This is a genomic window from Allobosea sp. UNC402CLCol, assembly GCF_000745475.1.
Taxonomy (GTDB): domain Bacteria; phylum Pseudomonadota; class Alphaproteobacteria; order Rhizobiales; family Beijerinckiaceae; genus Allobosea; species Allobosea spartocytisi.
Window position 1 is genome coordinate 665,346 of sequence record NZ_JQJJ01000009.1, and the last position, 22,704, is coordinate 688,049.

General features: G+C 68.2%; 19 protein-coding genes. 6 read left to right on the plus strand and 13 right to left on the minus strand.

All coding sequences use genetic code 11. The annotated features are described in order from the left end of the window. The 5 genes from GY40_RS10390 to GY40_RS10410 are packed head-to-tail and all read left to right on the plus strand — an operon-like array spanning position 1 to position 4,054. The gene (locus GY40_RS10390) at positions 1 to 1,125 is read left to right on the plus strand and encodes a mandelate racemase/muconate lactonizing enzyme family protein (RefSeq protein ID WP_038361539.1); all 1,125 of its coding nucleotides are present in this window, start codon (positions 1 to 3) and stop codon (positions 1,123 to 1,125) included. Beyond that, positions 1,125 to 1,997, plus strand: coding sequence for a carbohydrate ABC transporter permease (locus GY40_RS10395; RefSeq protein ID WP_038361542.1), 873 nt, complete (start codon positions 1,125 to 1,127; stop codon positions 1,995 to 1,997). The genes GY40_RS10390 and GY40_RS10395 overlap by 1 nt, the downstream gene beginning before the upstream one ends. Next, positions 1,990 to 2,817 (plus strand): carbohydrate ABC transporter permease, encoded by an 828-nt coding sequence (locus tag GY40_RS10400; RefSeq protein WP_038361545.1) that lies wholly within the window; start codon positions 1,990 to 1,992, stop codon positions 2,815 to 2,817. Before GY40_RS10395 ends, GY40_RS10400 begins: the two co-directional genes overlap by 8 nt. A gap of 5 nt (positions 2,818 to 2,822) precedes the next feature. After that, positions 2,823 to 3,719, plus strand: a complete 897-nt coding sequence (locus tag GY40_RS10405; RefSeq protein WP_038361548.1) for a DUF6772 family protein — start codon at positions 2,823 to 2,825, stop codon at positions 3,717 to 3,719. Further along, on the plus strand, positions 3,719 to 4,054 hold the full coding sequence (locus tag GY40_RS10410) for a hypothetical protein (RefSeq protein WP_038361551.1): 336 nt from the start codon (positions 3,719 to 3,721) through the stop codon (positions 4,052 to 4,054). Before GY40_RS10405 ends, GY40_RS10410 begins: the two co-directional genes overlap by 1 nt. 138 nt (positions 4,055 to 4,192) lie before the next feature. Here the strand turns inward: GY40_RS10410 and GY40_RS10415 are convergent, their stop codons facing one another. The 9 genes from GY40_RS10415 to GY40_RS10455 form a co-directional block, all read right to left on the minus strand. Next, on the minus strand, positions 4,193 to 5,779 hold the full coding sequence (locus GY40_RS10415; RefSeq protein WP_038361554.1) for a sulfite reductase subunit alpha: 1,587 nt from the start codon (positions 5,777 to 5,779) through the stop codon (positions 4,193 to 4,195). Then, entirely contained in the window at positions 5,776 to 7,566 is a 1,791-nt protein-coding gene (locus GY40_RS10420) for a NirA family protein (protein WP_038362506.1), read from the minus strand. Before GY40_RS10420 ends, GY40_RS10415 begins: the two co-directional genes overlap by 4 nt. An 11-nt stretch (positions 7,567 to 7,577) precedes the next feature. Next, positions 7,578 to 8,369: an ABC transporter ATP-binding protein gene (locus GY40_RS10425; RefSeq protein ID WP_038361557.1), complete on the minus strand. Its 792-nt coding sequence runs from the start codon at positions 8,367 to 8,369 to the stop codon at positions 7,578 to 7,580. Between the two features lie 11 nt (positions 8,370 to 8,380). Next, positions 8,381 to 9,289, minus strand: coding sequence for a nitrate ABC transporter permease (gene ntrB, locus GY40_RS10430; protein ID WP_038361559.1), 909 nt, complete (start codon positions 9,287 to 9,289; stop codon positions 8,381 to 8,383). Between the two features lie 41 nt (positions 9,290 to 9,330). Continuing rightward, a complete protein-coding gene (locus GY40_RS10435) occupies positions 9,331 to 12,018 on the minus strand; it encodes a nitrate reductase (protein ID WP_038361562.1) in 2,688 nt (895 codons plus the stop codon). After that, a complete protein-coding gene (locus GY40_RS10440) occupies positions 12,018 to 13,232 on the minus strand; it encodes an NAD(P)/FAD-dependent oxidoreductase (RefSeq protein WP_051987744.1) in 1,215 nt (404 codons plus the stop codon). Before GY40_RS10440 ends, GY40_RS10435 begins: the two co-directional genes overlap by 1 nt. 3 nt (positions 13,233 to 13,235) lie before the next feature. Next, positions 13,236 to 14,564: a CmpA/NrtA family ABC transporter substrate-binding protein gene (locus GY40_RS10445; protein WP_051987745.1), complete on the minus strand. Its 1,329-nt coding sequence runs from the start codon at positions 14,562 to 14,564 to the stop codon at positions 13,236 to 13,238. A gap of 287 nt (positions 14,565 to 14,851) precedes the next feature. Continuing rightward, positions 14,852 to 15,925: a CmpA/NrtA family ABC transporter substrate-binding protein gene (locus GY40_RS10450; RefSeq protein WP_051987746.1), complete on the minus strand. Its 1,074-nt coding sequence runs from the start codon at positions 15,923 to 15,925 to the stop codon at positions 14,852 to 14,854. Then, on the minus strand, positions 15,922 to 16,506 hold the full coding sequence (locus GY40_RS10455) for an ANTAR domain-containing response regulator (RefSeq protein WP_038361565.1): 585 nt from the start codon (positions 16,504 to 16,506) through the stop codon (positions 15,922 to 15,924). Before GY40_RS10455 ends, GY40_RS10450 begins: the two co-directional genes overlap by 4 nt. 138 nt (positions 16,507 to 16,644) lie before the next feature. Here GY40_RS10455 and GY40_RS10460 point away from each other — a divergent pair, with 138 nt between their 5' ends. Then, positions 16,645 to 17,262 (plus strand): ParB-like protein, encoded by a 618-nt coding sequence (locus tag GY40_RS10460; RefSeq protein ID WP_038361568.1) that lies wholly within the window; start codon positions 16,645 to 16,647, stop codon positions 17,260 to 17,262. A 16-nt stretch (positions 17,263 to 17,278) separates the two neighbouring features. Here the strand turns inward: GY40_RS10460 and GY40_RS10465 are convergent, their stop codons facing one another. The 4 genes from GY40_RS10465 to rpiB form a co-directional block, all read right to left on the minus strand. Further along, positions 17,279 to 18,493: a beta-ketoacyl-[acyl-carrier-protein] synthase family protein gene (locus GY40_RS10465; RefSeq protein WP_038361570.1), complete on the minus strand. Its 1,215-nt coding sequence runs from the start codon at positions 18,491 to 18,493 to the stop codon at positions 17,279 to 17,281. Next, positions 18,490 to 18,747, minus strand: a complete 258-nt coding sequence (locus GY40_RS10470; RefSeq protein WP_038361573.1) for an acyl carrier protein — start codon at positions 18,745 to 18,747, stop codon at positions 18,490 to 18,492. Before GY40_RS10470 ends, GY40_RS10465 begins: the two co-directional genes overlap by 4 nt. A 479-nt stretch (positions 18,748 to 19,226) precedes the next feature. Next, complete coding sequence (locus GY40_RS10480) at positions 19,227 to 21,944, minus strand: caspase family protein (RefSeq protein ID WP_051987747.1); 2,718 nt, start codon at positions 21,942 to 21,944, stop codon at positions 19,227 to 19,229. A 254-nt stretch (positions 21,945 to 22,198) separates the two neighbouring features. Beyond that, positions 22,199 to 22,645, minus strand: coding sequence for a ribose 5-phosphate isomerase B (gene rpiB / locus GY40_RS10485; RefSeq protein WP_038361576.1), 447 nt, complete (start codon positions 22,643 to 22,645; stop codon positions 22,199 to 22,201). Positions 22,646 to 22,704: the final 59 nt, after the last annotated feature.

Consider the following 22,704-nt stretch of genomic DNA (forward strand, 5'->3'; position numbering starts at 1 on the left):
ATGCCGGCCAGCCGGATATCGAAGATCGCCGTGCATCCGCTGCGGGCGACCCTGCCCAAGGTCCAGCGGACATCGCAGGGTGACTACCCGGCGATCGAGATCGTCGTCGTCGAGGTCGAGACCGAGGACGGCACGGTCGGCTTCGGGGAGGGGCTCTGCCGGCGCGGCGCCGCGGGCTATGCGCGCTTCATCGAGGAGGCGCTGGTTCCGCGCCTGATCGGGCGCGACGCCGCCGACCGGCGCGCGCTCTGGAAGGCGATGCGCGCTGCCTTGTCAGGCCGGCCCGGCGGCCAGATCGTCGAGGCGATCGCCGCGATCGACATCGCGCTCTGGGACATCGCCGGAAAGCAGGCGGGCGAGCCGATTCACCGATTGCTCGGCGGCATGGGGTGCAAGGAGGTCGCGGCCTATGCCTCCTCGATCAACTGGCTCGACGATGCGACGGTCGAGGCCGAGGTGGCGGCCGTTCTGAAAGCCGGCTTCCGCGAGATCAAGGTCAAGCTCGGCCATCCGCTCAGGGACGCGGTGGCGCGTGCGAAGTTCGTTCGCCGGCTCGCCGGCGACGATATCGCGCTCTATGTCGATGCGAACTGGGCCTATGACGTCGACGACGCCTTGATCGTCGGCCGCGCGCTCGCCGATCTCGGCTACGGCTTCTTCGAGGAGCCGATCGCTCCGCATGACCGCGAAGGCTATCGTCGTCTGGCGCAGCACCTGCCGATCCGCCTGGCGGCCGGCGAGAGTGACTATGTCGCGTCTGAGGCGCTGATCTCGTTGCAGGACCGCTCGCTCGGGCTGATCCAGCCGGACGTGACGCGCTCGGGCGGCATCACCGAGACCTGGCGCATCGCCGAGCTCGCGGCGACCTTCAATACGGCCTATGCGCCGCATGTCGGCTGGTCCGGCGCGATCTGCGTTGCCGCGAGCCTGCAATTGGCGGCGGCGGCGGAAACCTTCCGCACCTTCGAATGCATGGTCTACGAGAACCCGCTGCGCGATGCCTTCACGCGCCCGCTCGTCGGCGAGGGCTCGCAACTGGTCGACGGCAAGCTCGCCATTCCGCAGGGGCCGGGCCTCGGCGTCGAGATCGACCGCGAGGCGCTGAAGCGCTTCAGGATCGCTTGATGACCAGCCGCACGCCCCTTTCCGCCATCGCGCTGGTCACGCCGGTCCAGCTCATGATCGGCGGCATCATCTTCCTGCCGGCGATCTACGTCTTCTGGCTGAGCCTCAACCAGTCCTCCTTCGGCCAGCAGGCGACATTCGTCGGCCTCGCCAACTACGCCAAGGTGATGGCCGATCCGTATTTCTGGAAGGCGCTGCTCAACACCGTCATCGTCGTCGCGATCGTCGTGCATGTGGAGTTGCTGATCGGGCTCGGCATGGCGCTGTTCTTCGCCTCGGGCGTGCCGTTTCGCGCGCTCCTGCTCGCCATCGTGCTCGCGCCCTATGCCGTCAGCGAGGTCTCGGCGGTGGTGATGTGGCGCTATTTGTTCGAGCCCGATGTCGGGATGATGAGCCGGTTGCTCGCCACGATCGGGCTGCCGCCGATCGAATGGGCTGTGAATCCGAGCCACGGCCTCGCTATGGTCAGCCTGCTCTCGATCTGGCTGCACCTGCCGTTCAGCTTCATCATCCTCTATGCCGCACGGCTTTCGATCCCCAGCGACCTCTACGAGGCGGCGTCCATCGACGGCGCCTCGGCCTGGACCAGCTTTCGCCGCGTGACGCTGCCGCTCTTGATGCCGGCCCTGCTGATCGCCGCGCTGTTCCGTTACATCTTCGCCTTCCGCCTGTTTTCCGAGGTCTGGCTGATGACCGGCGGCGGACCCGCACGCTCGACCGAGGTGATGGCGGTCTATCTCTACCTCGAGGCCTTCCGCTACAACGCCTTCGGCCCGGCCGCGGCCACCGGCTGGTTGCTCGTGCTCGCCTCGCTCCTGCTCGCGCTGTTCTATTTGCGCCGGCTCTATCGGGAGATGTTCGCGCGTGCCTAAGCTGCTTCGCCATCTCCTGAAGCTCGTCGGCGTGCTCGCGGTCGTCGCCTGGTCGCTGGTGCCGATCGGGCTGATCGCGATGTCATCCTTCAAGGCTGACCGCGACATCTTCTCGACCACCGGCGCCTTTTCTTTTGCGCCGACGCTGGCGAACTACCAGGCGCTGTGGAGCCGCTGGGGCGACTTCTTCTTCGGCCTGTGGAACAGCTTTCTCGTCACGGTCGGCGCGACCGTGCTCGCCGTCGGCGTTTCGCTGCTCGCCGGCTTCGCCTATTCGCGCTTCGCCTCGCGCGGCCTGCAGGCCTCGGCCTTCTTCCTGATCTTCATCCGCCTGATCCCGCCGATCGTGATCACGCTGCCGCTCTTCCCGGTGGTGAATTGGCTCGGGCTCAACGACACGCATGTCGTGCTGATCGTGCTCTACGCGACCTTCTTCGTCTCGCTGGGCACGGTGGTGATGCGCACCTTCATCGACCAGATCCCGCGCGAGCTCGACGAGGCCGCGATGATGGACGGCGCCTCGCAGTTCCAGATCATCATGCGCGTGATCCTGCCGATGGCGGCGCAGGGCATGCTGGCGGTCTCGGTCTTCGTCATCGTCTATGCCTGGAACGAGTTCCTCTTCGCCTTCATCTTCACCACCACCAAGGCCAAGACCGCGCCGCTGGTGATCTCCGAGATGATCGGCGCCGTCGAGGGCGTCGAATGGGGCGTGCTTTTCGCGGCCTCCACCGTGCAGCTCGTGCCGGTGCTCGCCTTCGTCATCCTCATGCAGAAACACCTCGTCGCCGGCCTCACCGCCGGCGCGGTGAAAGGCTGATCGCCATGACCCCGTCAGATTCCCGGCTCGACGACTTCAGACGCGCCCTGCGCGAGAGCGATCCGCAGCTCAGCCGGTTCGATCCGCTGCCGCGGATCATCTGCCTCGACGATTTCGACCGCGGCATGTGCGGCTGGACCCAGCTCGTCGGCAATTACGAGGATACGCTGGACGCGATGCTGCCGGGCTATGCCCAGCATAGCCACGCCATGCTCTCGACCCTGCCGAACTGGGATTTCGGCTCGCATGGCGGCGTCGACGGCTCCTATGCCTTGAAGATCGCCACCCGCCCGAAAAAGGGTGCGCAGAACGTCGCGATCAAGCGCCTGACCTTCCGCAAGGCCGGGCCGATCCGGCTGGAGGCCTATTTCACCTTCAAGCCGGAGGCGACGGAGCTTGCGCTCTCGGAGACCGACATCCGCTCCTTCGGCTTCCTCTACGATCTCCAGATCGGCGACACCTCAGGGCCGGGCGACCGGGTGATGCCGCATCTGCGCTTTCTCAACGCGCAGGACGGCCAGCACATCCAGAAATGGCAGTTCAAGCGCAAGACGACGCCGATCAAGCCGATCGGCACCGCCGGCAAGACGATCACGCATTATCACCTCGCTCCCGAGGACTGGGAGGACCTGCCCGGCGGCGAGCAACGGCTCTGCTACAACGAGATTCCGACCAAGGTGAACTGGCATTATCTGCGCTTCGATTTCGACCTCGCCGCGATGCAGGCGACGCGCTTCCAGGTCAACGACCGCGTCTTCGCCATGGACGGCTACGACTGCATCCGCATCCCCGCGATGAAGAATCTCTGGTGCATGCTGAACCTGGCCTTCTTCGCCGAGACGGATACCGACAAGCGCGCCTTCGCCTATCTCGACTCCGTCTGCCTGTCGGGGGATTTCTGATGTTGCCCGAGAACCTGACCGCCGTCGTCGCCCGCAACGAAAGCTGGACGGGGGCGAGTGCGACCGAGCCCTACGAGGCCGGCTGGGCGAAGGAGGCCATCGTCTTCGTCCGGGCGCTCAAGGCCCCGGTCGGCCCATTGCCCAAGGCCAGGGTCGAAATCTCGGCGGACGGCATGCACTGGTGTCCCGAGGGCTCGGAGTTCGACCTGCCGGCGGCGAAGGACGCCGTGACCTTCCAGCGGCTCGCCCATTTCGGCAACTTCCTGCGCGTCGCCGCGACCTTGCCGGAAGGCGCCGAGATCACCGTGCTGGTGACCTTCCATCTGAAGGCCTGATCGCGGGACATCCGTAGAGCTTGCTGCGTTGTCGCGGAAGCACGGGATCCATGCCGCAGCCTTGATCGAAAAGGGTCAGGCATGGATCCCGGGGCAGGCCCGGGATGACGGCGTGGTTCGGCGCAAAATCGGCATGCCCTAATAGACGTCGGCCTGATAGCGCCCGGCCTTCCGCAAGGATGCGACATAGGCGATCGCCTCCTCGCTGGAGCGCCCGCCATGCTCCGCGACGACATCGACCAGCGCGCGCTCGACATCCTTGGCCATGCGCTTGGCGTCGCCGCAGACGTAGAAATGCGCGCCCTGTTCGAGCCAGGCCCAGAGTTCGCCGCCACGCTCGCGCATGCGGTCCTGGACATAGACCTTCTCGCCCGCATCGCGCGACCAGGCGAGCGTCAGGTTGGTGAGGAAGCCGGCATCCTTCATCGCCTGCAATTCGTCCTCGTAGAAGAAGTCGCAGGCCCGCCGCTGATGGCCGAAGAACAGCCAGTTGCGGCCGGGTGCCTTCGTCGCCTGCCGGTCGTGCAGGAAGGCGCGGAAGGGCGCGACGCCCGTGCCCGGGCCGCACATGATGATTGGCGTCGCCGGATCGGCGGGCAGCCCGAAGCTATGGGCGCGCTGGACATAGACCGGCACCGTGTCGCCGGGCTCGACGCGCTCGGCGAGGAAGGTCGAGGCCACGCCCCAGCGCGGGCGCGTGCCGATCTTGTAGCGCACGGTATCGACGGTCAGCGTGATGCGCCCCGGCGTGGCGTTGTGCGAGGAGGAGATCGAATAGAGCCGCGGCTGGAGTGGATCGAGCGCCTCGACGAAGGCCTCCGCCGAAAGCCGCGCCTGCGAGAACTTATGCAGCGTGCCGAGCACATCGAGCCGGTCGAGGTCGCCATCGGGATCTTCCCCCGCGGCAAGGCGTCTCGCCTTGGCGCGGGACTCCCCGCCCGTAACGTAGGAGATGAGCTGGAACAAGGCGTCAGGCGCTGGGCCGAGCGCGCAGTCTTCCATGAGCTTCTCGCGCAGGGACTTGCCGCCGATCTCGGCATCCGGCCGCGCGCCCAGAAGCGCGATCACCGCATCGACGAGGCGGGGATCGTTCCGCGCGACGACGCCGAAAGCATCGCCGACCACATAGTCGAGCCCGCTCTCGGAGAGGTCGAACTCGACATGCCAGGTTTCCTTCTCGGAGCCCGCGCCATTGAGCTTGCGGCGCGAGAGAAAGGTCGCGAGCGCCGGATTCTCACGGCAGCGCCCCTTCGGTCCCAATTCCGCTGCCGGTGCAGCCTCGATGGGGGCGGCCGGGGCTGAGGCGCCGGGCTCCTCCATCAGCGCCTTGACCTGCCGCAGCGTCTCCTTGCCGCCCGGCGCGCAGAGATTGAGCCGCCCTTCCGCGCCCGAAGCGATGGCGGCGGAATAGGTCTCGCAGACATAGCCGCATTGCCCGCAATCCTGCTGGGCCATCGCAGCATACAGCCGGCGGGGCAGGGGCTTGCCCTCGGCGAGCTGCAGGCGCTCCGTCATCGGCATGGACGGGTCGTGCCAGGGCGCTCCGTCATCCTCGGCCTGCTCCATCATCGCGGCGTTCTGTGCCGGCGACAGGGCGGTGACGCCGGCATTGTCGAGCGAGAGCAGCCCGGCGAAGAAGCCGTTGAGCCAGGAGCGCTGCTCCTCGCTAAAGGGCGCGCTCTCGGGGACGATCTGCGCGAGCGGAGTCGGCGTCTGCACGGTCATGCCGCTTCTCCCGCCTCGGTGACCAGTGCCCTCAGGGCCGCGATCTCGTGGCGCCGCGCGAAGGCGACGAAGCTTTCGTCGGGCGCCGCCCGATGCGACTGCCAGCTCCGCAGGATCGCTTCGACGATGGCAGGGGCCTCCTCGGCCTTCACATGCGTCAGCAATTCGCGGCCGATGCCGCCTTCCACGCCATAGCCGCCGCCGACGAGGACATTGTAGCCGGGGACGGTGTCGCCCTCGTCCCCGACCGGCACCTTCTGCCCGATCAGGCCGATATCGCCGATATAGTGCTGGGCGCAGGAGTTGTGGCAGCCGGTCAGGTGGATGTTGACCGCCTGGTCGAGCGCGATGCGCGGCTCGCAATGGGCGGCGATGGCGAGCGCGTCCTCCTTGGTGTGCGCGCCGGCGAATTTGCAGCCGGTCGCGCCCGTGCAGGCAATCAGCCCGGCGCGCAGGATGGAGGTCTCGGCCGAGAGGCCGGCGGCTTGCAAATTCGCGAGCGCGTCCTCGATCTTCGCGTCGGGCACGCCGGAGATCAGGAGGTTCTGCCAGACGGTGAGGCGGATATCGCCGTCGCCGCATTGGCGCGCGATCGCCGCGATGACGCGCATCTGCGGCACGGTGAGCTTGCCCACCGGCAAGGCGACGCCGATCCAGTTCAGGCCGGCCTGAGCCTGCGCATGCACGCCGATATGGGCGAGACGGTCATAGACGGGGCGCGGCGCGACGAAGGCGCCGTCGAGCCGGAGCAGCCGGCGCCCGAGCTTCTCCTCGACGGCGGTGAGGAAGGTCTCGAAGCCCCAGGCATCGAGCACATATTTGAGCCGGGCCTTGTTGCGGTCCGTCCGGTCGCCATGGGCGATGAAGACGCGCACGATGGCATCCGCCACGGCAATCGCGTCGGAAGGCGCGACAATCACGCCGGTGTCGCGGGCGAGATCCTTGTGGCCGGTGATGCCGCCGAGCGCGAGGCGGTACCAGATGCCCGGCTCGACCGGTTGCCCGTCGCAGGAGGCGCCTTCCAGCACGTCGATGGCCTGGAAGCCGATATCGTTGGTGTCCTCCAGCGTCGCGATCGAGCCGGCGCCGTCGAAGGCGACGTTGAACTTGCGCGGCAGGCCGTAGAGCGAGCGGTCGTTGAGGATGTGGTGATGCCAGGCGCGGGCATGCGGGCGCGTGTCGAGGAGTTCGAGCGGGTCGATGCCGGCCGTCGCCGAGCCCGTGACGTTGCGGATGTTGTCGGCGCCCGAGCCCTTGGCGGTCAGGCCGAGATCGGCGAGCCCTTCCAGCAGCGACGGCGCATTCTCGCCCGAAATCTCGCGGATCTGGAGATTGGCCCGTGTGGTGACATGGCTATATCCCCCGCCGCAGCGCTCGGCGAGATCCGCCACGCCCTCGAATTGCCAGGCGTTCAGGATGCCGTTGGGAATGCGCAGGCGGCACATATAGCTGTTCTGCGCCGGCGCCACATAGAACAGGCCGTGATAGCGCCAGCGGAAATCATCCTCGGGCTTGGGAAATGCGCCGGTGGCGGCCTGTGCCTTGAAGCGGGCATAGGCGTCGAAAGGGTGCTCGGCCTGTTTCCACTTCTCCTGCGGAACGAGCTTGCCGCCGGCGGCGACCGCGCGCTCCTGCGCTTCCAGATGTTCTCGGTCGGGCCCGGCGGGAGGCGTTCCGCCACCTGCTCCGCCGAGCGGCGCGAGCCCGCGCGCGGCCCGGGCCGATTGCATGCCGCTGGTGAAGCCTTCGAGATAGCGCTTCTGATCGGGTGTGAAATCGTCGCTCATGGCCGGCGTCGTCACGCCGCCTCGACGAAGCGGTGGCGTTCGTAGAGGAATTTCAGCACCGCCTCGCGCGCGCCGATGTAGGTGCGGTCAGAGACCAGCTCCAGCCGCTTGCGCGGGCGGGCAAGCCGCACGTCGAGCACTTCGCCGATGCGGGCGGAGGGGCCATTCGACATCATCACGATCCGGTCGGAGAGCAGCACGGCCTCGTCGACGTCATGGGTGATCATGATCATCGTGTTGCCGAGCGCGGCATGGATCTGCATCACCGAATCCTGCAGATGCGCCCGCGTCAGCGCGTCGAGCGCGCCGAAGGGCTCGTCGAGCAGCAGGATCTTCGGCTCCATGGCGAGCCCCCGCGCGATGCCGACGCGCTGCTTCATGCCGCCGGAGATCTCGGCCGGCCGCTTGTCCTTGGCATGGGCCATCTGGACGAGGTCGAGATTGTGCATGATCCAGCCATGCCGCTCGGCCCTGCTCTTGGAGCTGCCGAAGACCTTGTTCACGGCGAGCGCGACATTGTCGTAGACGGTGAGCCAGGGCAGCAGCGAATGGTTCTGGAAGACCACGGCGCGGTCCGGGCCGGGCGCATTGACCTCCTTGCCCTCGAGCAGGATGCCGCCGCTCGTCGCCGGGGTCAGCCCCGCGACGATGTTGAGCAGGGTCGACTTGCCGCAGCCGGAATGGCCGATGATCGAGACGAACTCGCCCTTGTCGATGACGAGGCTGATGTCCTTGAGCACCTCCGTCGTGGCGGCGCCGCGCTGGAAGCTTTTGTCGACGTGGTCGATCTTGAGATAGCTCATCGTTCAAGCCCTCAATGGGTCGCGGTGCCGCGGGTGACGACATGGCCGAGAAGGGCGACGAGGCGGTCGAGCAGGAAGCCGACCACGCCGATATAGACCAGCGCCACGATGATGTCGGAGAGGCGGGAGGAGTTCCACGCATCCCAGATGAAGAAGCCGATGCCGACGCCGCCGGTCAGCATTTCGGCGGCGACGATGGCGAGCCAGGACAGGCCGACGCCGATCCTCAGGCCGGTGAAGATGTAGGGCGCGGCCGAAGGCACCATGATCTTGAAGAAGAATTCGACCTGGTTCAGCCGCAGCACCTTCGCGACATTGCGATAGTCCTGCGGAATGTTGCGGATGCCGACGGCCGTGTTGATAATGATCGGCCAGATCGCGGTGATGAAGATCACGAAGATCGCCGAGGGCTGGCTGTCGCGGAAGGCGGCGAGCGAGAGCGGCAGCCAGGCGAGCGGTGGAACCGTGCGCAGCACCTGGAAGACCGGGTCGAGCCCGCGCATCGCCCAGACGGACTGGCCGACCAGCGCGCCGAGCAGCACGCCGACCACGGCCGCCAGGCTGAAGCCGATGGCGACGCGCTGCAGCGAGACCAGGATGCGCCAGCCCAGCCCGATATCCTGCGAGCCCGCCCAGTAGAACGGCTCGACGATCAGGTCCTTCGCCTCTTCCCAGATCTTGGTGGGCGTCGGCAGGGAGGATTGCGGTCCATGCGCGGCGAGCTGCCAGAACAGCAGGATCAGGGCCACCGTGATCAGCGGCGGCAGCAGATTGACCATCGCCGCCTTCGCCCAACCCGCCAGCTTCGCCCCCAGCGGCTTCGACGTCGCGGCCGGCAGCGACACGACCTCCGGCGGCTTGCCGGGAAGCGTGACGACTGTCGCGCCCGCGATCGTGTCCTTCAAGACAGGCTGACCCATGTTCCAGTCTCTCCTCTGACCGAGCTCTTGCGTCGCATGCGTCATGCCGCCTCGCTGGCGCGTGGCCGCGCCCCGATGCGGCGGATTTCGGGAAGGCAGGAACCGCAATTGGTGCCCGCCTTGAGTTGCAGGCCGATCTCCTCGGCCGTCGTCGCGCCGGCCTCGAAGGCGGCGCGGATCGCGTTCAGGCCGACGCCGAAGCAGGCGCAGACGGTCGGACCGGGATCGCTCCCGCCGGGGCTGCGTCCGGACAGCAGGGCGAGCCGGCTCTCCACGGTCGCGGCGGGATCGGCAAAGACGGCCTTGACCGTGTCCCAGAGCGGGGCGCGGCCCGCCGGCGCGAGGAAGAGGGCGGCCGCGAGCCGGCCTTCGCGGAGCACGGCGCAGCGATAGCTGCCGCCGTCGCGGTCGATCAGCTCGGTCATCTCATGAGCGTCGAAGTGGTCGCGCATCAGCGCCGCCAGGGCATCGATGGCCGAGTCGGTGGCGAAGAGCCGGCCTTCGCCGCCCTGCACCGCGAGCCGTGCCCACCAGCTTTCCGCAGGCAGCGCGAAGGGCTCGCGCGACAGGACGAAGCCCTCGAAGCGATAGGCGACCGGCGCGATCGAAACCGGCGTCGCCTTCATTTCGGGCTGGCCGGAAAAGGGGTCGCAGAACGGCTGCGCCAGCGCTCCGATGCGCGCGTCGGAGGCGGTTTCTCCGGACCAATGGATCGGCGCGAACAGCGATCCCTGGGCCACGCCCTCATCGGCCGAGACCTTGAGCACAGCGCTGCCATGGGCGCTGGCGAGCCGTGCGAAGCCGCCCTCGATCAGCCCGAAACGCGCGATGTCGGCCGGATTCACGGAAACCGAAGGCTCGGCGATATGGGCGCTGAGCCGGGGGCTGAGCCCGGTCCGCGTCATCGTGTGCCAGTGGTCCCGAACGCGGCCCGTGTTGAGCAGCAGAGGGAAGGTGCCATCGGTGTCCGAGGCGAGCTTCGGCGCGGCGAGCGGGCGCATCTGCGCGCGGCGCTCGGGGCCGAAAAAGCCGCCATCGGCGAAGAGCCGAGCGGTGCCGTCGCGCCGCTGCACTGGTACTGGCCACTGCACCGGCCGCAGCCTGTCATAGGCGGCCTTGTCGAGGCCGGCATGGGCGCCGATGTCGAAATCGCGCCTGCCGTCGTTCTCGAAGGCCGACAGCGCCGCGTGCTCGGCATAGATGTCGTGCGCGCCGGTGTAAGTGAAGGCGGCGCCGAAGCCGAGACGCTTCGCCACCTCGCAGACGATCCACCAGTCCGGCTTCACCTCGCCTGGCAGCGGCAGGAAGGCGCGCTGGCGCGAGATCCGCCGTTCGGAGTTGGTGACGGTGCCGTCCTTCTCGCCCCAGGCCGCGGCCGGCAGGATGTAGTGCGGTTTCGCCGCGACCGTATCGTTCGAGAGCACGTTCTCGGAGACGATGAAGAGATCGAGCCCGGCGAGCGCGGCGCGGGCCTTGTCTGCGTCCGGGAGAGAGGCGGCGGGGTTCGTCGCCATCACCCACATCGCGCGGATGCGGCGCTCAGCGACCGCGTCCAGCATCTGGACGGCCTTCAACCCCTCGCGGCGAGCGATGTTCGGCGCCTGCCAGAAGCGGCGCACGCGGTCGATGTCCTCGGGAGCGTAACCCATATGGGCGGCCAGCATGTTGGCGAGCCCGCCGACCTCGCGTCCGCCCATCGCATTCGGCTGACCGGTGAGCGAGAAGGGACCGCAGCCGGGCCGTCCGATCCGCCCCGTCGCGAGATGACAGTTCAGGATCGCGGTGACCTTGTCCGTGCCTTGCGCCGATTGGTTGACGCCCTGGCTCCAGGCCGTCACGACATGCGGTGTGCTGGCCCAAAGCTCGTAGAAGGCCGCAATCTGCTCCTCCTGCAGGCCGGTGGCGGCGGAAACCGCGGCGATGTCTGGGGCGATCCCGGACGCATTGGCGAGCGCCTCGTCGAAGCCCGCTACATGGCGCGCGACATAGCTGCGGTCGACGAGGCCGCGCCCGGCGAGATGGACAAGCAGCCCCGCGAAGAGTGCTGCGTCGGAACCAGGCCTCAGCGCCAGCACCATGTCGGCATCCTCCGCCGTCGCGGTGACGCGCGGATCGAGCACGACGAGGCGCGCGCCGCGCCCCTGACGGTTGTCCTGCATCCGCCGGAACAGGACCGGGTGGCACCAGGCCGTGTTCGAGCCGACGAGGACGATCAGGTCGGCGCCGTCGAAATCCTCATAGGCGCCGGGTACCGTGTCCGAGCCGAAGACCCGACGCTGCGCCGCGACGGTCGAGGACATGCACAGCCGCGAATTGGTGTCGACATGGGGCGAGCCGATGAAGCCCTTCATCAGCTTGTTGGCGACGTAATAATCCTCGGTCAGGAGCTGGCCGGAGAGGTAGAAGGCGATCGCCTCGGGCCCGTGCGATGCGGCGATGCTCCGCAGCCCGTTGGCGACGCCGTCGAGCGCCTCGTTCCAGCCGACCCTGTCATAGCTGCCAGCGGGGTTGCGCTTCAGGGGATGCAGCACCCGGCTGCCCAGTCCCAGCGTCTCGCCGAGTGCGGAACCCTTCGAGCAGAGCCGCCCCCGATTGGCCGGATGCTCCGCATCGCCCGCGATCGCGGCCCCGCCAAGCCCGTCCGGCGTCGCCAGCACGCCGCAGCCGACCCCGCAATAGGGACAGGTCGTGCGCGTCGCGGCCGGGGCGAGGGGGGCGTCATGGCGCATCAGGCGGCTTCCCTGACGCAGTAGCTCTCGCCGAAGGGCAGGTCGGCGCGGATCGCGCTGATGTCCTGGCCCGAGCGGATCAGCCCGAGATAGAACAGCGCGCCTTGCGTGTCGCCGACGAGCACGCAGCCGGCGAGGCGTCCGTCTCGCAGCACGAATTTGCGATAGATGCCGGCGCTGGGATCGCGCAGCACGATGGTCTCGGCGCCGTCGCCGGCTTCGAACTCGCCGGCGGAGAAGACGCCCACACCGGAGACCTTGAGATTGGTCGCGAGCAGCGAGCCCTGATAGGCGCCCTCCCGCCCCGCGAGCCGGGCGGCCAGCACGCGCGCCTGTTCATAGGCCGGCTCGACCAGCCCATAGGCAAGGCCGCGATGCTCCGCGCATTCGCCGATGGCGAAGATGGCGGGATCGTCGGTGGAGAGCCCGTCATCGACCAGGATGCCGCGCCCGACGCTCAAGCCAGCAGCCCGCGCGAGGCCGGTATTCGGGCGCACGCCGATGGCGATGACCACGAGATCGGCGGGAATCTCGGTGCCGTCGGTCAGCATGACAGCCTCGACATGGTCGCGGCCCACGAAACCTTTCGTCTCTGCTCCCAGTCGCACATCGATGCCGCGCGCGGCCATCGCTGCCGCAAGCAGTCCTGCGCCTTCGTGGTCGAGTTGGCGTTCCATCAGGCGGTCGACCAGATGCAGCAGCGTCACCGCACCGCCCGCTCGGGAAAGGCCATAGGCGGCTTCCAGCCCCAGCAACCCGCCGCCGATGACCACGATCCGGGCGCCGCGCTGGGCATAGGCCCGCATCGTGCCGACATCGGCGGTGTCGCGGAAGGTCGCGACGCCGGCGAGGTCGCTGCCGGGGAAGGGCGGCCTGAGCGGCGTCGAGCCGGTCGCGAGCACGAGCTTGCCATAGGGCAGCGTCAGCCCGTCGGCGAGGGTCACCCTCCGCGCTGCGCGGTCGATGGTCTGGGCCGGCCGGCCGTAGAAGGTCGAGATGCCGCGCGCCCGCCACCAGGGGGCCGGCTTGAGCTCGATCTCCGGCTCGCCGATCTCGCCAGCCAGCAGCGGCGAGAGCAGGACGCGGTTATAGGCGAGGCGCGGCTCGTCCCCGATCACCGCGATGGAATAGCGCCCGAGCGCGTGCTGGCTGAGCTCGTCAACCAGCCGCGTCGCGGCCATGCCATTGCCGACGATGATCAGCGGCTCGGCCATGCGTCAGGCGATCCGCTTGATCTTCAGCGCCTTGAGGTAGTCCATCGGCGCCGCAGGATCGAACTTCATGCCGTCGAAGAAGGTCTCGACGCCACGCGAATCCGAGGTCGGGGCGCCTGCGACGCCGAGCGTCTTGGCGGCCTCCAGCCAGAGATCGGAGCGATTGACCTTGTTGACCAGCGCCTTGATGTCGGTGTTCGCCTCGAACTTGCCCCAGCGGATGTTCTCGGTGACGAACCAGGTATCGAGGCTCTTCCAGGGATAGGAGACCGAGCCGCCTTCGCCCCAGAACTTCATCAGCAGGTTCGTGCCCTTGGCGACCTTGCCGCGGCCGTAATTGATGTCGCCCTTGATGCGGCCGATGATGTCCGGCACCGGAACGTTGAACCATTGGCGACGGCCGATGATCTCGGCCATCTCCTGCTTGTTCTCCATCTTCTCGCACCAGATCTGGGCTTCCATCGTGGCCAGCATGATGGCCTGCGTGGCCTTGGGATTGGCGTCGACGAAGTCGGCGCGCATGCCCAGCGCCTTTTCGGGATGCTTGAACCAGATCTCGCCGGTGGTGGCGGCGGTAAAGCCGATATCCTGGTTGACGAGCTGCTCGTTCCACGGCTCGCCGACGCAGAAGCAGTCCATGGTGCCGACCTTCATGTTCGCCACCATCTGGGCCGGCGGCACGACGATGGTCGCGAGGTCGTTGTCCGGGTCGATGCCGCCGGCGGCGAGCCAATAGCGGATCCACAGGTCGTGCGTGCCGCCAGGGAAGGTCATGGCGACCTTCACCTCCTTGCCGGCCGCGCGCTTCTTGGCGAAGGCCTCCTTCAGCGCGGAGGAATCGGTTCCGACCGGCAGTTCCTTGTATTCGTTGGAGACCGACAGGCCCTGGCAGTCCTCGTTCAGCCGCATCAGCGTGTACATCGGCAGCGGCTGGCTGTTCTGCATGACCTTGCCGGTGGTGTAGAGATACGGCTTGGGCGAGAGGATGTGCGCCCCATCGATGCCGTTCGCCTTGAAGCCGAGCGCCATGTTGTCGCGCGTCGCACCCCAGGAGGCCTGCTTGGCGATGTCCATGTCGGGCAGGCCGTATTTGGCGAAGAGGCCCTTCTCCTTCGCGATGATCAGCGGCGAGGCGTCGGTCAGGGCGATGTAGCCGAGGCGCGTGCCCTTGACCTCGGGTCCGGTCCCTTGCGCGAAGGCGCCCGACGGCAGGGCGGCCTTCGCCGCCGCCAGCAGCGCGGCCGTGCCGGACAGTTGCAGGAAGCGGCGGCGGCTGGCACCTGCCGGCGCCAATGCGGTCATCCCGATCCTGGTCTTGGAGCTCTGCGTCATCGATCGCCTCTCGGTTGCTGAAAACCGCTTGCCCTGGAGCCGGCCCCGAACGCGAAAAACGCCGCGCGAAAGACGCCTTGCCAGGCGCATTTCGACAGCGACGTTGCTGTGTCTTCCGGATCGGGGGTGGCGCGGGCAGCGTTGGCCGCGTCACGGCAGATGTATCAAGGATCGTGCCAACCGTTCCGCCATGGGGCCGGCTTTGAATTGCAACAGTTTGCGAATTCGGGGAGATGCGGACGGCGGCGCAATTGCCTTGTTGCGTCGCACAATGGAAGCGCAAGAGCCTATTTTTTAGGCGAAACTTCGCTTGCGGAAAGAATGCCTTCAAAAGAGGCTGGGAGGAAGACGCCGGCGGCGATCTCCCGCATCTGCGGCGTCGCGACGATCTGGCCGGCGCGTTCCATCCCGGCCAGGACCCATTCGGCATCGTCGAAAGCGGGCCGCAGCGCCTCCTGGTCGAAGCGGATGAAGCGCTCGATCAGCCTGGGCGGCCGGTTGGCGCCCTGGATCAGCTCGCCATGCAGGATGCGCTCGATCAGCGGGGCGGGCAGCGCGAGCCGGTCCGGGGCCGAGAGGTGATGCGCCATGCGGGTGAAATTCTCGGGCCGGCAGGCCCAGGCGCTGGCCTTGAGGATCGCAGCGCCGAGCTTCGCAACGGCGGCCGGGCGCCTGTGCACGTCGTCGGCGCGCCAGGCCAGGACCTTGTCGTGGCAGTCGCGCCGCAGGTCGACGCTGGCATGCACCATCGCGCCGACGCCGGCCGCCACGGCCGCCGAATTCCAGGGCGCGCCGGCGCAGAAGCCGTCGATCCGTCCGCTGGCGAGGGCCTCGACGGTCTGGGGCGGCGGGACGACCTCGAAGCGGATATCCTCGCCGAGCCTGAGCCCGCCTTTCTCCAGCCATTCGCAAAGCAGGTAGATATGCATCGAGAAGCCGAAGACGGCGGCCAGCGTCAACGGCGGCAGCCCGGCGGCCTTGCGGCGCGCGACCATGGCCGCGAGGGCGCGGGCCGAGACGGCCGTATCGGCCATATCGCCCTCGGCCAGGCGCGACAATTCCTCGAAGCGCCGAACCGAGACCGTGATCGCGGCGCCGTCGCGATTGAGCGCCATCGGCACCGCCATAGGGGCCTTGACCCCGCCGATGCCCAGCGTTGCGGCGATTGCCGCGGGGCCGAGCATATGGGCGGCGTCGAACAGGCGCACATTCAGCTTGTCGCGCAGATTCGACCAGGAGACCTCCCGCACCAGTTCGAGATTGAGCCCCTCGGCCTCGGCGAAGCCCTCGTCCTTCGCCAGCACGACCAGCGCGCAATCGACCAGCGGCATGAAGCCGACACGCAGGTGCAGCGTCGTCATTTGAGCATCTCCGCGGCGGTAATGAGGGAGCGGGCGATATCGACGAGCTTGCGCTTCTCGTTCATCGCGGTCCGGCGCATCAGCGCGTAGGCCTCTTCCTCGGAGAGGCCCTTCAGCCGCATGACGATGGCCTTGGCGCGGTCGATCGTCTTGCGGTCCTCCAGTTGCGAGCGGGCCTCGTCGAGCTCCTCGCGCAGCCGGCGGAAGGCGTTGAAGCGGCTGATGCAGGTCTGCAGGATCGGCTGCATCCGCTCCTTCTTCAGCCCGTCGACGATATAGGCGGAGACGCCGGCCTCGACCGCGGCCTCGATCGAGGCGGAATCCGACTGGTCGACGAACATGGTGATCGGCCGGCGGATATGCCGGCTGACGAGGAACATGTCGGCCAGCGCGTCGCGACTGGGATCCTCGAGGTCGATCACCACGACGTCGGGATCATGGGCCTCGATGGCGGCGACCAGTCCCGTCGTCGCGGCGATGCGGATCAGGTGCTGGTAGCCCGCTTCCCGCAGGCCTTCCTCGATGATGGCGGCCCTGACCTGGTTCGCGTCGACGATGAGGATGCGCAGAGTGGGCACCATGCCTTTCAGTCGTTCCCATCGAGTGATCCGGCGTCGCCCTATCAGGAATCATGCCAGTGCGGCTGGCGTGCCGGCTTGGCTCTCGACATTGCGGCAGATCCGTCGAGAATGTTGCCGCGGCGGCTTTGGAGCAAGGTCATGTCACTGCGGGAACCCGTCCTCCACTCCGTTCCGATCGCCGATCTTCGCCCCACGCAGATGACCGTGGGCCTCCGGGAGGTCGAGGCCAAGCGCCAGAGCTGGAGGGAGCGGGAGGGAGGCCGTGCGGAAGGGTTCCTCGGCAGCCACATGATCCCGGCGATCAAGGGGCCCAAGGCGCGCCTCTACATCATCGATCACCATCATCTCGTCCGGGCCCTGCACGACGAGGGTCAGAAGCAGGTTTTCGTCAACGTCATCGCCGATGTCTCATGGCTCTCGACGGCGGCCTTCTGGGTCGTCTGCGAGCACCGGAACTGGGCTCACCCCTATGACAGCGAAGGCCGCCGCCGTAGCATCGAATTGATGCCGAAGCGCATCGAGAGGCTCGAGGACGATCCCTATCGTTCCCTTGCCGGCGAATTGCGCCGCCTCGGTGGCTTCGCCAAGGACGTCACCCCTTACTCCGAGTTCCTCTGGGCGGATTTCCTGCGCAGACGCATAGGGCGCAAGCTCGTCGATGCGGATTTCGAGAAGGCGCTCAAGAAGGCGTTGAAACTGGCCAAGGGCCAGGAGGCCAGTTACCTGGCCGGCTGGTGCGGTCCCGTGAAGGATTAGGCTCGGCCGCCGCCGTTCACGCGCTGCGGCCGAACGCCAGCACCGCGTTGAGGCCGCCGAAGGCGAAGGAATTCGACAGCGCATGGCGCAGCACCGCCTGCCGCGCGCCCTCCGGGACGACGTCGAGCCCGCATTCCGCGTCGGGTTCCGTGCAATTGGCCGTTGGGGGAACGATCTGGTGGTGCAGCGCGAGCGCCGTGGCCAGCGCCTCGAACGCCCCGGCCGCGCCCAGGCAATGGCCAAGAACGCCCTTGATCGAGGAGACCGGAGGCAGCTTCTCGCTCGGAAAGACCGCGCGGATGGCCCGGCTCTCGACGACGTCGTTGATCAGCGTGCCGGTGCCGTGCGCGTTGATGTAGTCGATAGCCGTCGGATCGAGTCCAGCGCTCGCCAGTGCGCGCCGCATAGCCCCTTCCGCCCCCGCTTGATCGGGGGAGGTCAGGTCGCCGGCATCGGCATTGGCGCCGAAGCCGACCAGCTCGGCATAGATGCGTGCCTTGCGGGCGATGGCATGCTCCCATTCCTCGAGGACGAGGATGGCGCTGCCTTCGCCGAGCACCAGGCCGCTGCGGTTGCGCGAGAACGGCCGGCAGGTGTCGCGCGACAGAATGCGCAGCGCGCTCCAGCCGGTCATCGTGCCGGGCGTGATCGAAGCCTCCGAGCCGCCCGTGATCGCGATGTCGCAATCCCCATGGAGGACGGCGCGGTAGGCCAGGCCGATGGCGTGCGTTCCCGATGCGCAGGCGCTCGCCACGGCGAAGGTGTTGCCGTGCAGGCCGAGATCCATCGAGATCTGGCTCGCCGGCGCGTTGGCCATCAGCTTCGGAATCGTGAGCGGGTGAACCGAGCGCCGCTGCTCGCGGTAAAGGCGCTGGAAGCTGTCGTCCAGCGTGGTCATGCCGCCGACGCTGACGCCGACGACGACATCCGCCTGGGCGAGCGTCGCGTCGTCCGGCTCCAGCCCCGCATCGGCGACCGCTTCGCGCGCCGCCACGACGGCGAACTGGGACATCCGGTCGAGTGACCCCAACCGCTTCGCGGTGAAATGGGCGTCGGGGTCGAAGTCATGGATCTGGGCGGCGATCGGGCAGGGAAGCTCGTCCATCTGCGGCAGCATCAGCGGCCCGATGGCGCTGTCCCCGGCCACGATGCGTTCCCAGGTCGTCGGCATGGTCGGCCCGGCCGGCGAAATCGCGCCGAGGCCGGTGATCGCAACGCGTCTCCGTGTCACGCCGGCGCTTTCTCGCCCAGGGCCGACTCGACGATGCGGGCGATGTCTCCGACCGTCTTCAGTTCCTTGACCCTGGGGTCGTTGGCATCGAAGGGGACGCGGATCTTGAAGCGCTCTTCGATTGCGAAGATCGTTTCGAGCACGTCGAGAGAATCGTATCCGGCCTCTTCGAGGCTGGTCTTTTCAGTGATCTCCGCGGGATCGCGGCTGATCTGTCCAGCCACGATCTCTTGCACGACCTTGAGTATGTTCATTCCCGAACCTGCGACTGCCCATGATGCTGGGGGCTAGAGGAATTCCGCGTTTTCAAGCGCCGCCGAATTGCTCTACCTCTTTGTTTTCTCGCATTTTCTTCACGCGAACCGGTGTCCGCCTCGCTTGAAAATGCGCTCGTCTGACTCGATACGGTTTCGTGGCCGATACGGGGCAAGGAGCGTCGCTCGCCGAAGCAAGGGCGCCGCACCTCGCACGTCACGGGTTGCAGCGCGTAGGGCAGGTTCCGTGCCAACCGTCCTGTCGGCGCGAGCGGCGCGGGGGCTCTCCTGTTCGACCGGCTTGTCCCTTGATATCGATGGGAAATCCCGAATGGCTGCTGTGATGCGTTATCCGGAGTGATCCGTATCGCGGATGATGCTTCCGACATTCCGTGTCGGGAGCACCAAGATTTGATGGTTCCCTCGGATTCTGCGCGGCGAGGGCCGCCGCGCATCGATTTCGGGACCCGGCGTACCCCTCACCGGCATTGCGGCTTGCCGGGCTCGCAAGGCGGCCGGTGCTGGGGCTGCGGACCATGGGCAGGCTGCGGTGCCCGCGGCCGGGCCATCATCTGGGCGCGTTGCTGGGCCTGCATCGCAGCTTGCTGCTGCATTTGCGCGGCCCGCTGCTGGGCGGCCTGCGCAGCACGCTGTTGCTGTTGCTGCTGAGCTTGCATCGCCCTTTGCTGAGCCGCTTGCGCCGCGCGCTGCTGCTGAAGCTGCGAGGCCTGCGCGGCGGCTCTTTGCTGAGCCTGCTGCTGGGCTTGCATGGCCCGCTGCTGTTGCTGCGCCTGTGCGGCACGCTGTTGCTGCTGCGCTTGCACCGCCCTTTGCTGGGCAGCCTGCGCCGCGCGTTGCTGCTGCGCCTGCAGGGTGGCGGCCTGCTGGGCGCGTTGGCGCTCGGCCTGCTGCGCCGCCGCACGCTGCGCCGCGTCGGCCGCATTCGTCTGCGGAATTTGGGCAGGCTGGGGCGCGGTCCGTGGGGCTGTCGCAAGCGGCAGCGCGCTGGGGCGACCCGTCTGAGGCGTCTGCGGCGGTGTGGCGAGATGCTGCGCCGGGGCTGTGTTGCCGGGAGCGGCGGGCAGGGCGGCCGGCGCGGGCAGGGGCTTTGCACCGGCCGGAGCCGTGGCAACCGGCGGCGTGCCCGGGCGACCCGTTTGAGGCGTCTGCGGCGGTGTGGCGAGATGCTGCGCCGGGGCCGTATTGCCGGGGGCGGCGGGCAAGGCACCCGGCGCCGGCAGAGGCTTCGCGCCGGCCGAAGCCTGCGAGGGCGCGGTCTGCGGGGCCGTCGCAAACGGCGGCGCGCCGGGGCGACCCGTCTGAGGCGTCTGCGGCGGTGTGGCGAGATGCTGCGCCGGGGCCGTGTTGCCGGGAGCGGCGGGCAAGGCACCCGGCGCCGGCAAAGGCTTTGCACCGGCGGGAGCCGCGGCCGAAGGCGCGGGGCCGCCGGCGGGTGGCTGGCCGGGACGTGGCTGGCCGATGGTGGCGGGCGAGCCCTGCGGCGCACCGGGCTGGGGCCCCGTCGCGGCCGGCGCCGCGGCGTGCGGAGGCTGCGCCTGCTGTTGCCGGGCGCGCAACAGGGCGGCGGCCGGCAGCGCGGCGGCGGTTGCCGCGATCGCGGCGGAAGCGACCGGATGCGCCTGGATCATTTGCTGGAGGCCCGAGGCGGGAGCCGGCGCCGGTCCCCCTGCCGGCGGCGCCGCTGCCGGGGCGCCGCCCGTCACCGTAGGCGGTAGGGGAGGCAGGGACTGGCCCTGCGGGCTCGTCACCACCACGCTCTGCGAGGCCGGGTTCACCACCACGGTGTTGTGGATGTTGACGTTGACGACATTGACGGGCGGCGGGACGACATAGGCCGGGCGTTCCACCCAGAGCGGCACCGGATGATAGATGGGGATCGGCAGCACGAAGGCGGCGATGGGCGGCGGTGGGGGCGCCAGATCGACATAGAAGACGGGCCGCGGCGGCAGGAAGACGATCGGCACCGGTGGCGGGGGCGGCAGCTCGTAGACGGGATCGGCGAAATAGACGACCGGCCGCTCGACATAGACGATCTCGTCGGGCGGGGGTGGAGGCACGTCGTAGGAGAGCGCGGCAAAGGCTGCCGGAGGCTCGTAGGCGACGGCGAAATGGGCCAGTCGGCGGCGCGCGTCGCCGGCATGAGGGCCGCGCGGATAACGCCCGAGATAGGACCAGTAGGCCTCCGGGGTGTCGGCGACGGCGCTTTCGCGCCAGACGATGGCCTCGCGCCGGGCGGCCAGGATGGCGCGCACGCGCTTCGCCAGCGGATCGCCCGGATAGGCGGCCAGGAAGTCCTGATAGCCGCGCATGGTGTCGCGGGTCAGCGCGGCGAGATAGGCGTCGCGCGCGTCGAAACCCCGGATCGGCTTGTCGCGAAGCTCGACGAAGCGGTTCTGGTCCGGCGGAGCGGCGCTGGTGCGCTCGAAGAACAGGAAAGGCACCTGCACCTTCGAGGCCTGCCAGGGCACCTCGGCGCCGCCCGTCAGTTCGCTGGTGCGCAGGCGCACGCGCTCGAACAGATCGTCGAGCGGCAGGCCGCCCTGCTTGATCATCTCCGACAGCGCCGTGGCGTAGGCGCTGTAGTCCTTGCCTTCGGGTGCGATCGTGCCGGGTGCGGCATTGAAGGCGATCAGCGAGCCGGGATCGGGCTGCATCAGCGCGAGGCCCCCCGCCAGCGGCTGGCCCGAGCGGGCGAACGGATTGGCGCGCGCGGCATCGAGCACGACGATCCGCGCCTTCAGCGGCAGCGTCGCCAGCGGCCTGACGAGATCGGTCAGGCGGATGGCGGCGAGTGGCACGTCGGCGTCGCGTGCGATGCGGGCATCGACGGGAACGAGATAGTTCTCGCCCTCGAACTGAAGCCCGTGGCCGGCATAGTAGACGAAGGCGACGGTATCGGGGCCCGATGCCGCTGCCTTGTCGAGGAACTCGCGCAGGGAGGAGCGCAGGGTCGCGGTGTCGAGGTCGCGCGCGCCGACCACATCGAAGCCGGCGGCCTGCAGCGTCTGCGCGATCAGGCCGGCATCGTTGGCCGGCGTCGCCAGCGCGCCGTCCGGATAGGCGCCGTTGCCGATGACCAGCGCGATTCGCTTTTCCGATGACTGCGCGTGCGCGGGCGGGCCGCCCAGCAGAGCGGCTGCGAAAAACAGGCCGCAAACGATGCGCCATAGTGACATGGGAGCCTCCCGCGAAAGATCGCCGTAAACGAGGCTGTGCCCATCAGGCTGAACGGTATTTGAATGAAACGTGGCAGCCCGGCGGCTTTTTCGGGTCGATCGGGCTCGGCCCGGAGCGATCCGGCCGGATCCGGAGCAGGCGGGCCGGCCGCAAGCCGGCCGCAAGAAAAGAGGCGCCGATGCCGGCGGCCCGCGCCGCTGGATCGCTGTCCGTGGAGCCGGAAACCGGGATCGTTTCGCTCCCGGATCCGGTCTCAGCCTTCGGCGTCCATCTGGTGGAGCTTCTCGACGCGGCGGCGGAAATCCTCGTCGGTCGAGAATTCGGCGGCGAGGTAGGACGAGATCAGGTCGCTGGCGAGCCAGGGGCCGACGATCTTGGCGCCGATGCACATCACGTTGACGTCGTCATGCTCGACGCTCTGATGGGCGGAATGGATGTCGTGGCAGACGGCCGCCCGGATGCCCTTCATCTTGTTGGCGGCGATCGAGGCGCCGACGCCGGTGCCGCAGACCATGATGCCGCGCTCGGCCTCGCCGGACGTGACCTTGCGGGCGACCTCGCGGGCGATGTCGGGGAAATCGACCGGCTGGTCGTCGTGGGAGCCGACATCGACGACCTCGTGGCCCAGCGATGTGATGTGGTCGATGACGTGCTGCTTGAGGGACCAGCCGGCATGGTCGGAGCCGATGACGAGGCGCATGGGATATCCTGTGGTGGTTGGAGCGAAGGGCCGGCGCCCATGGCGAGCGCCGGCTCGGT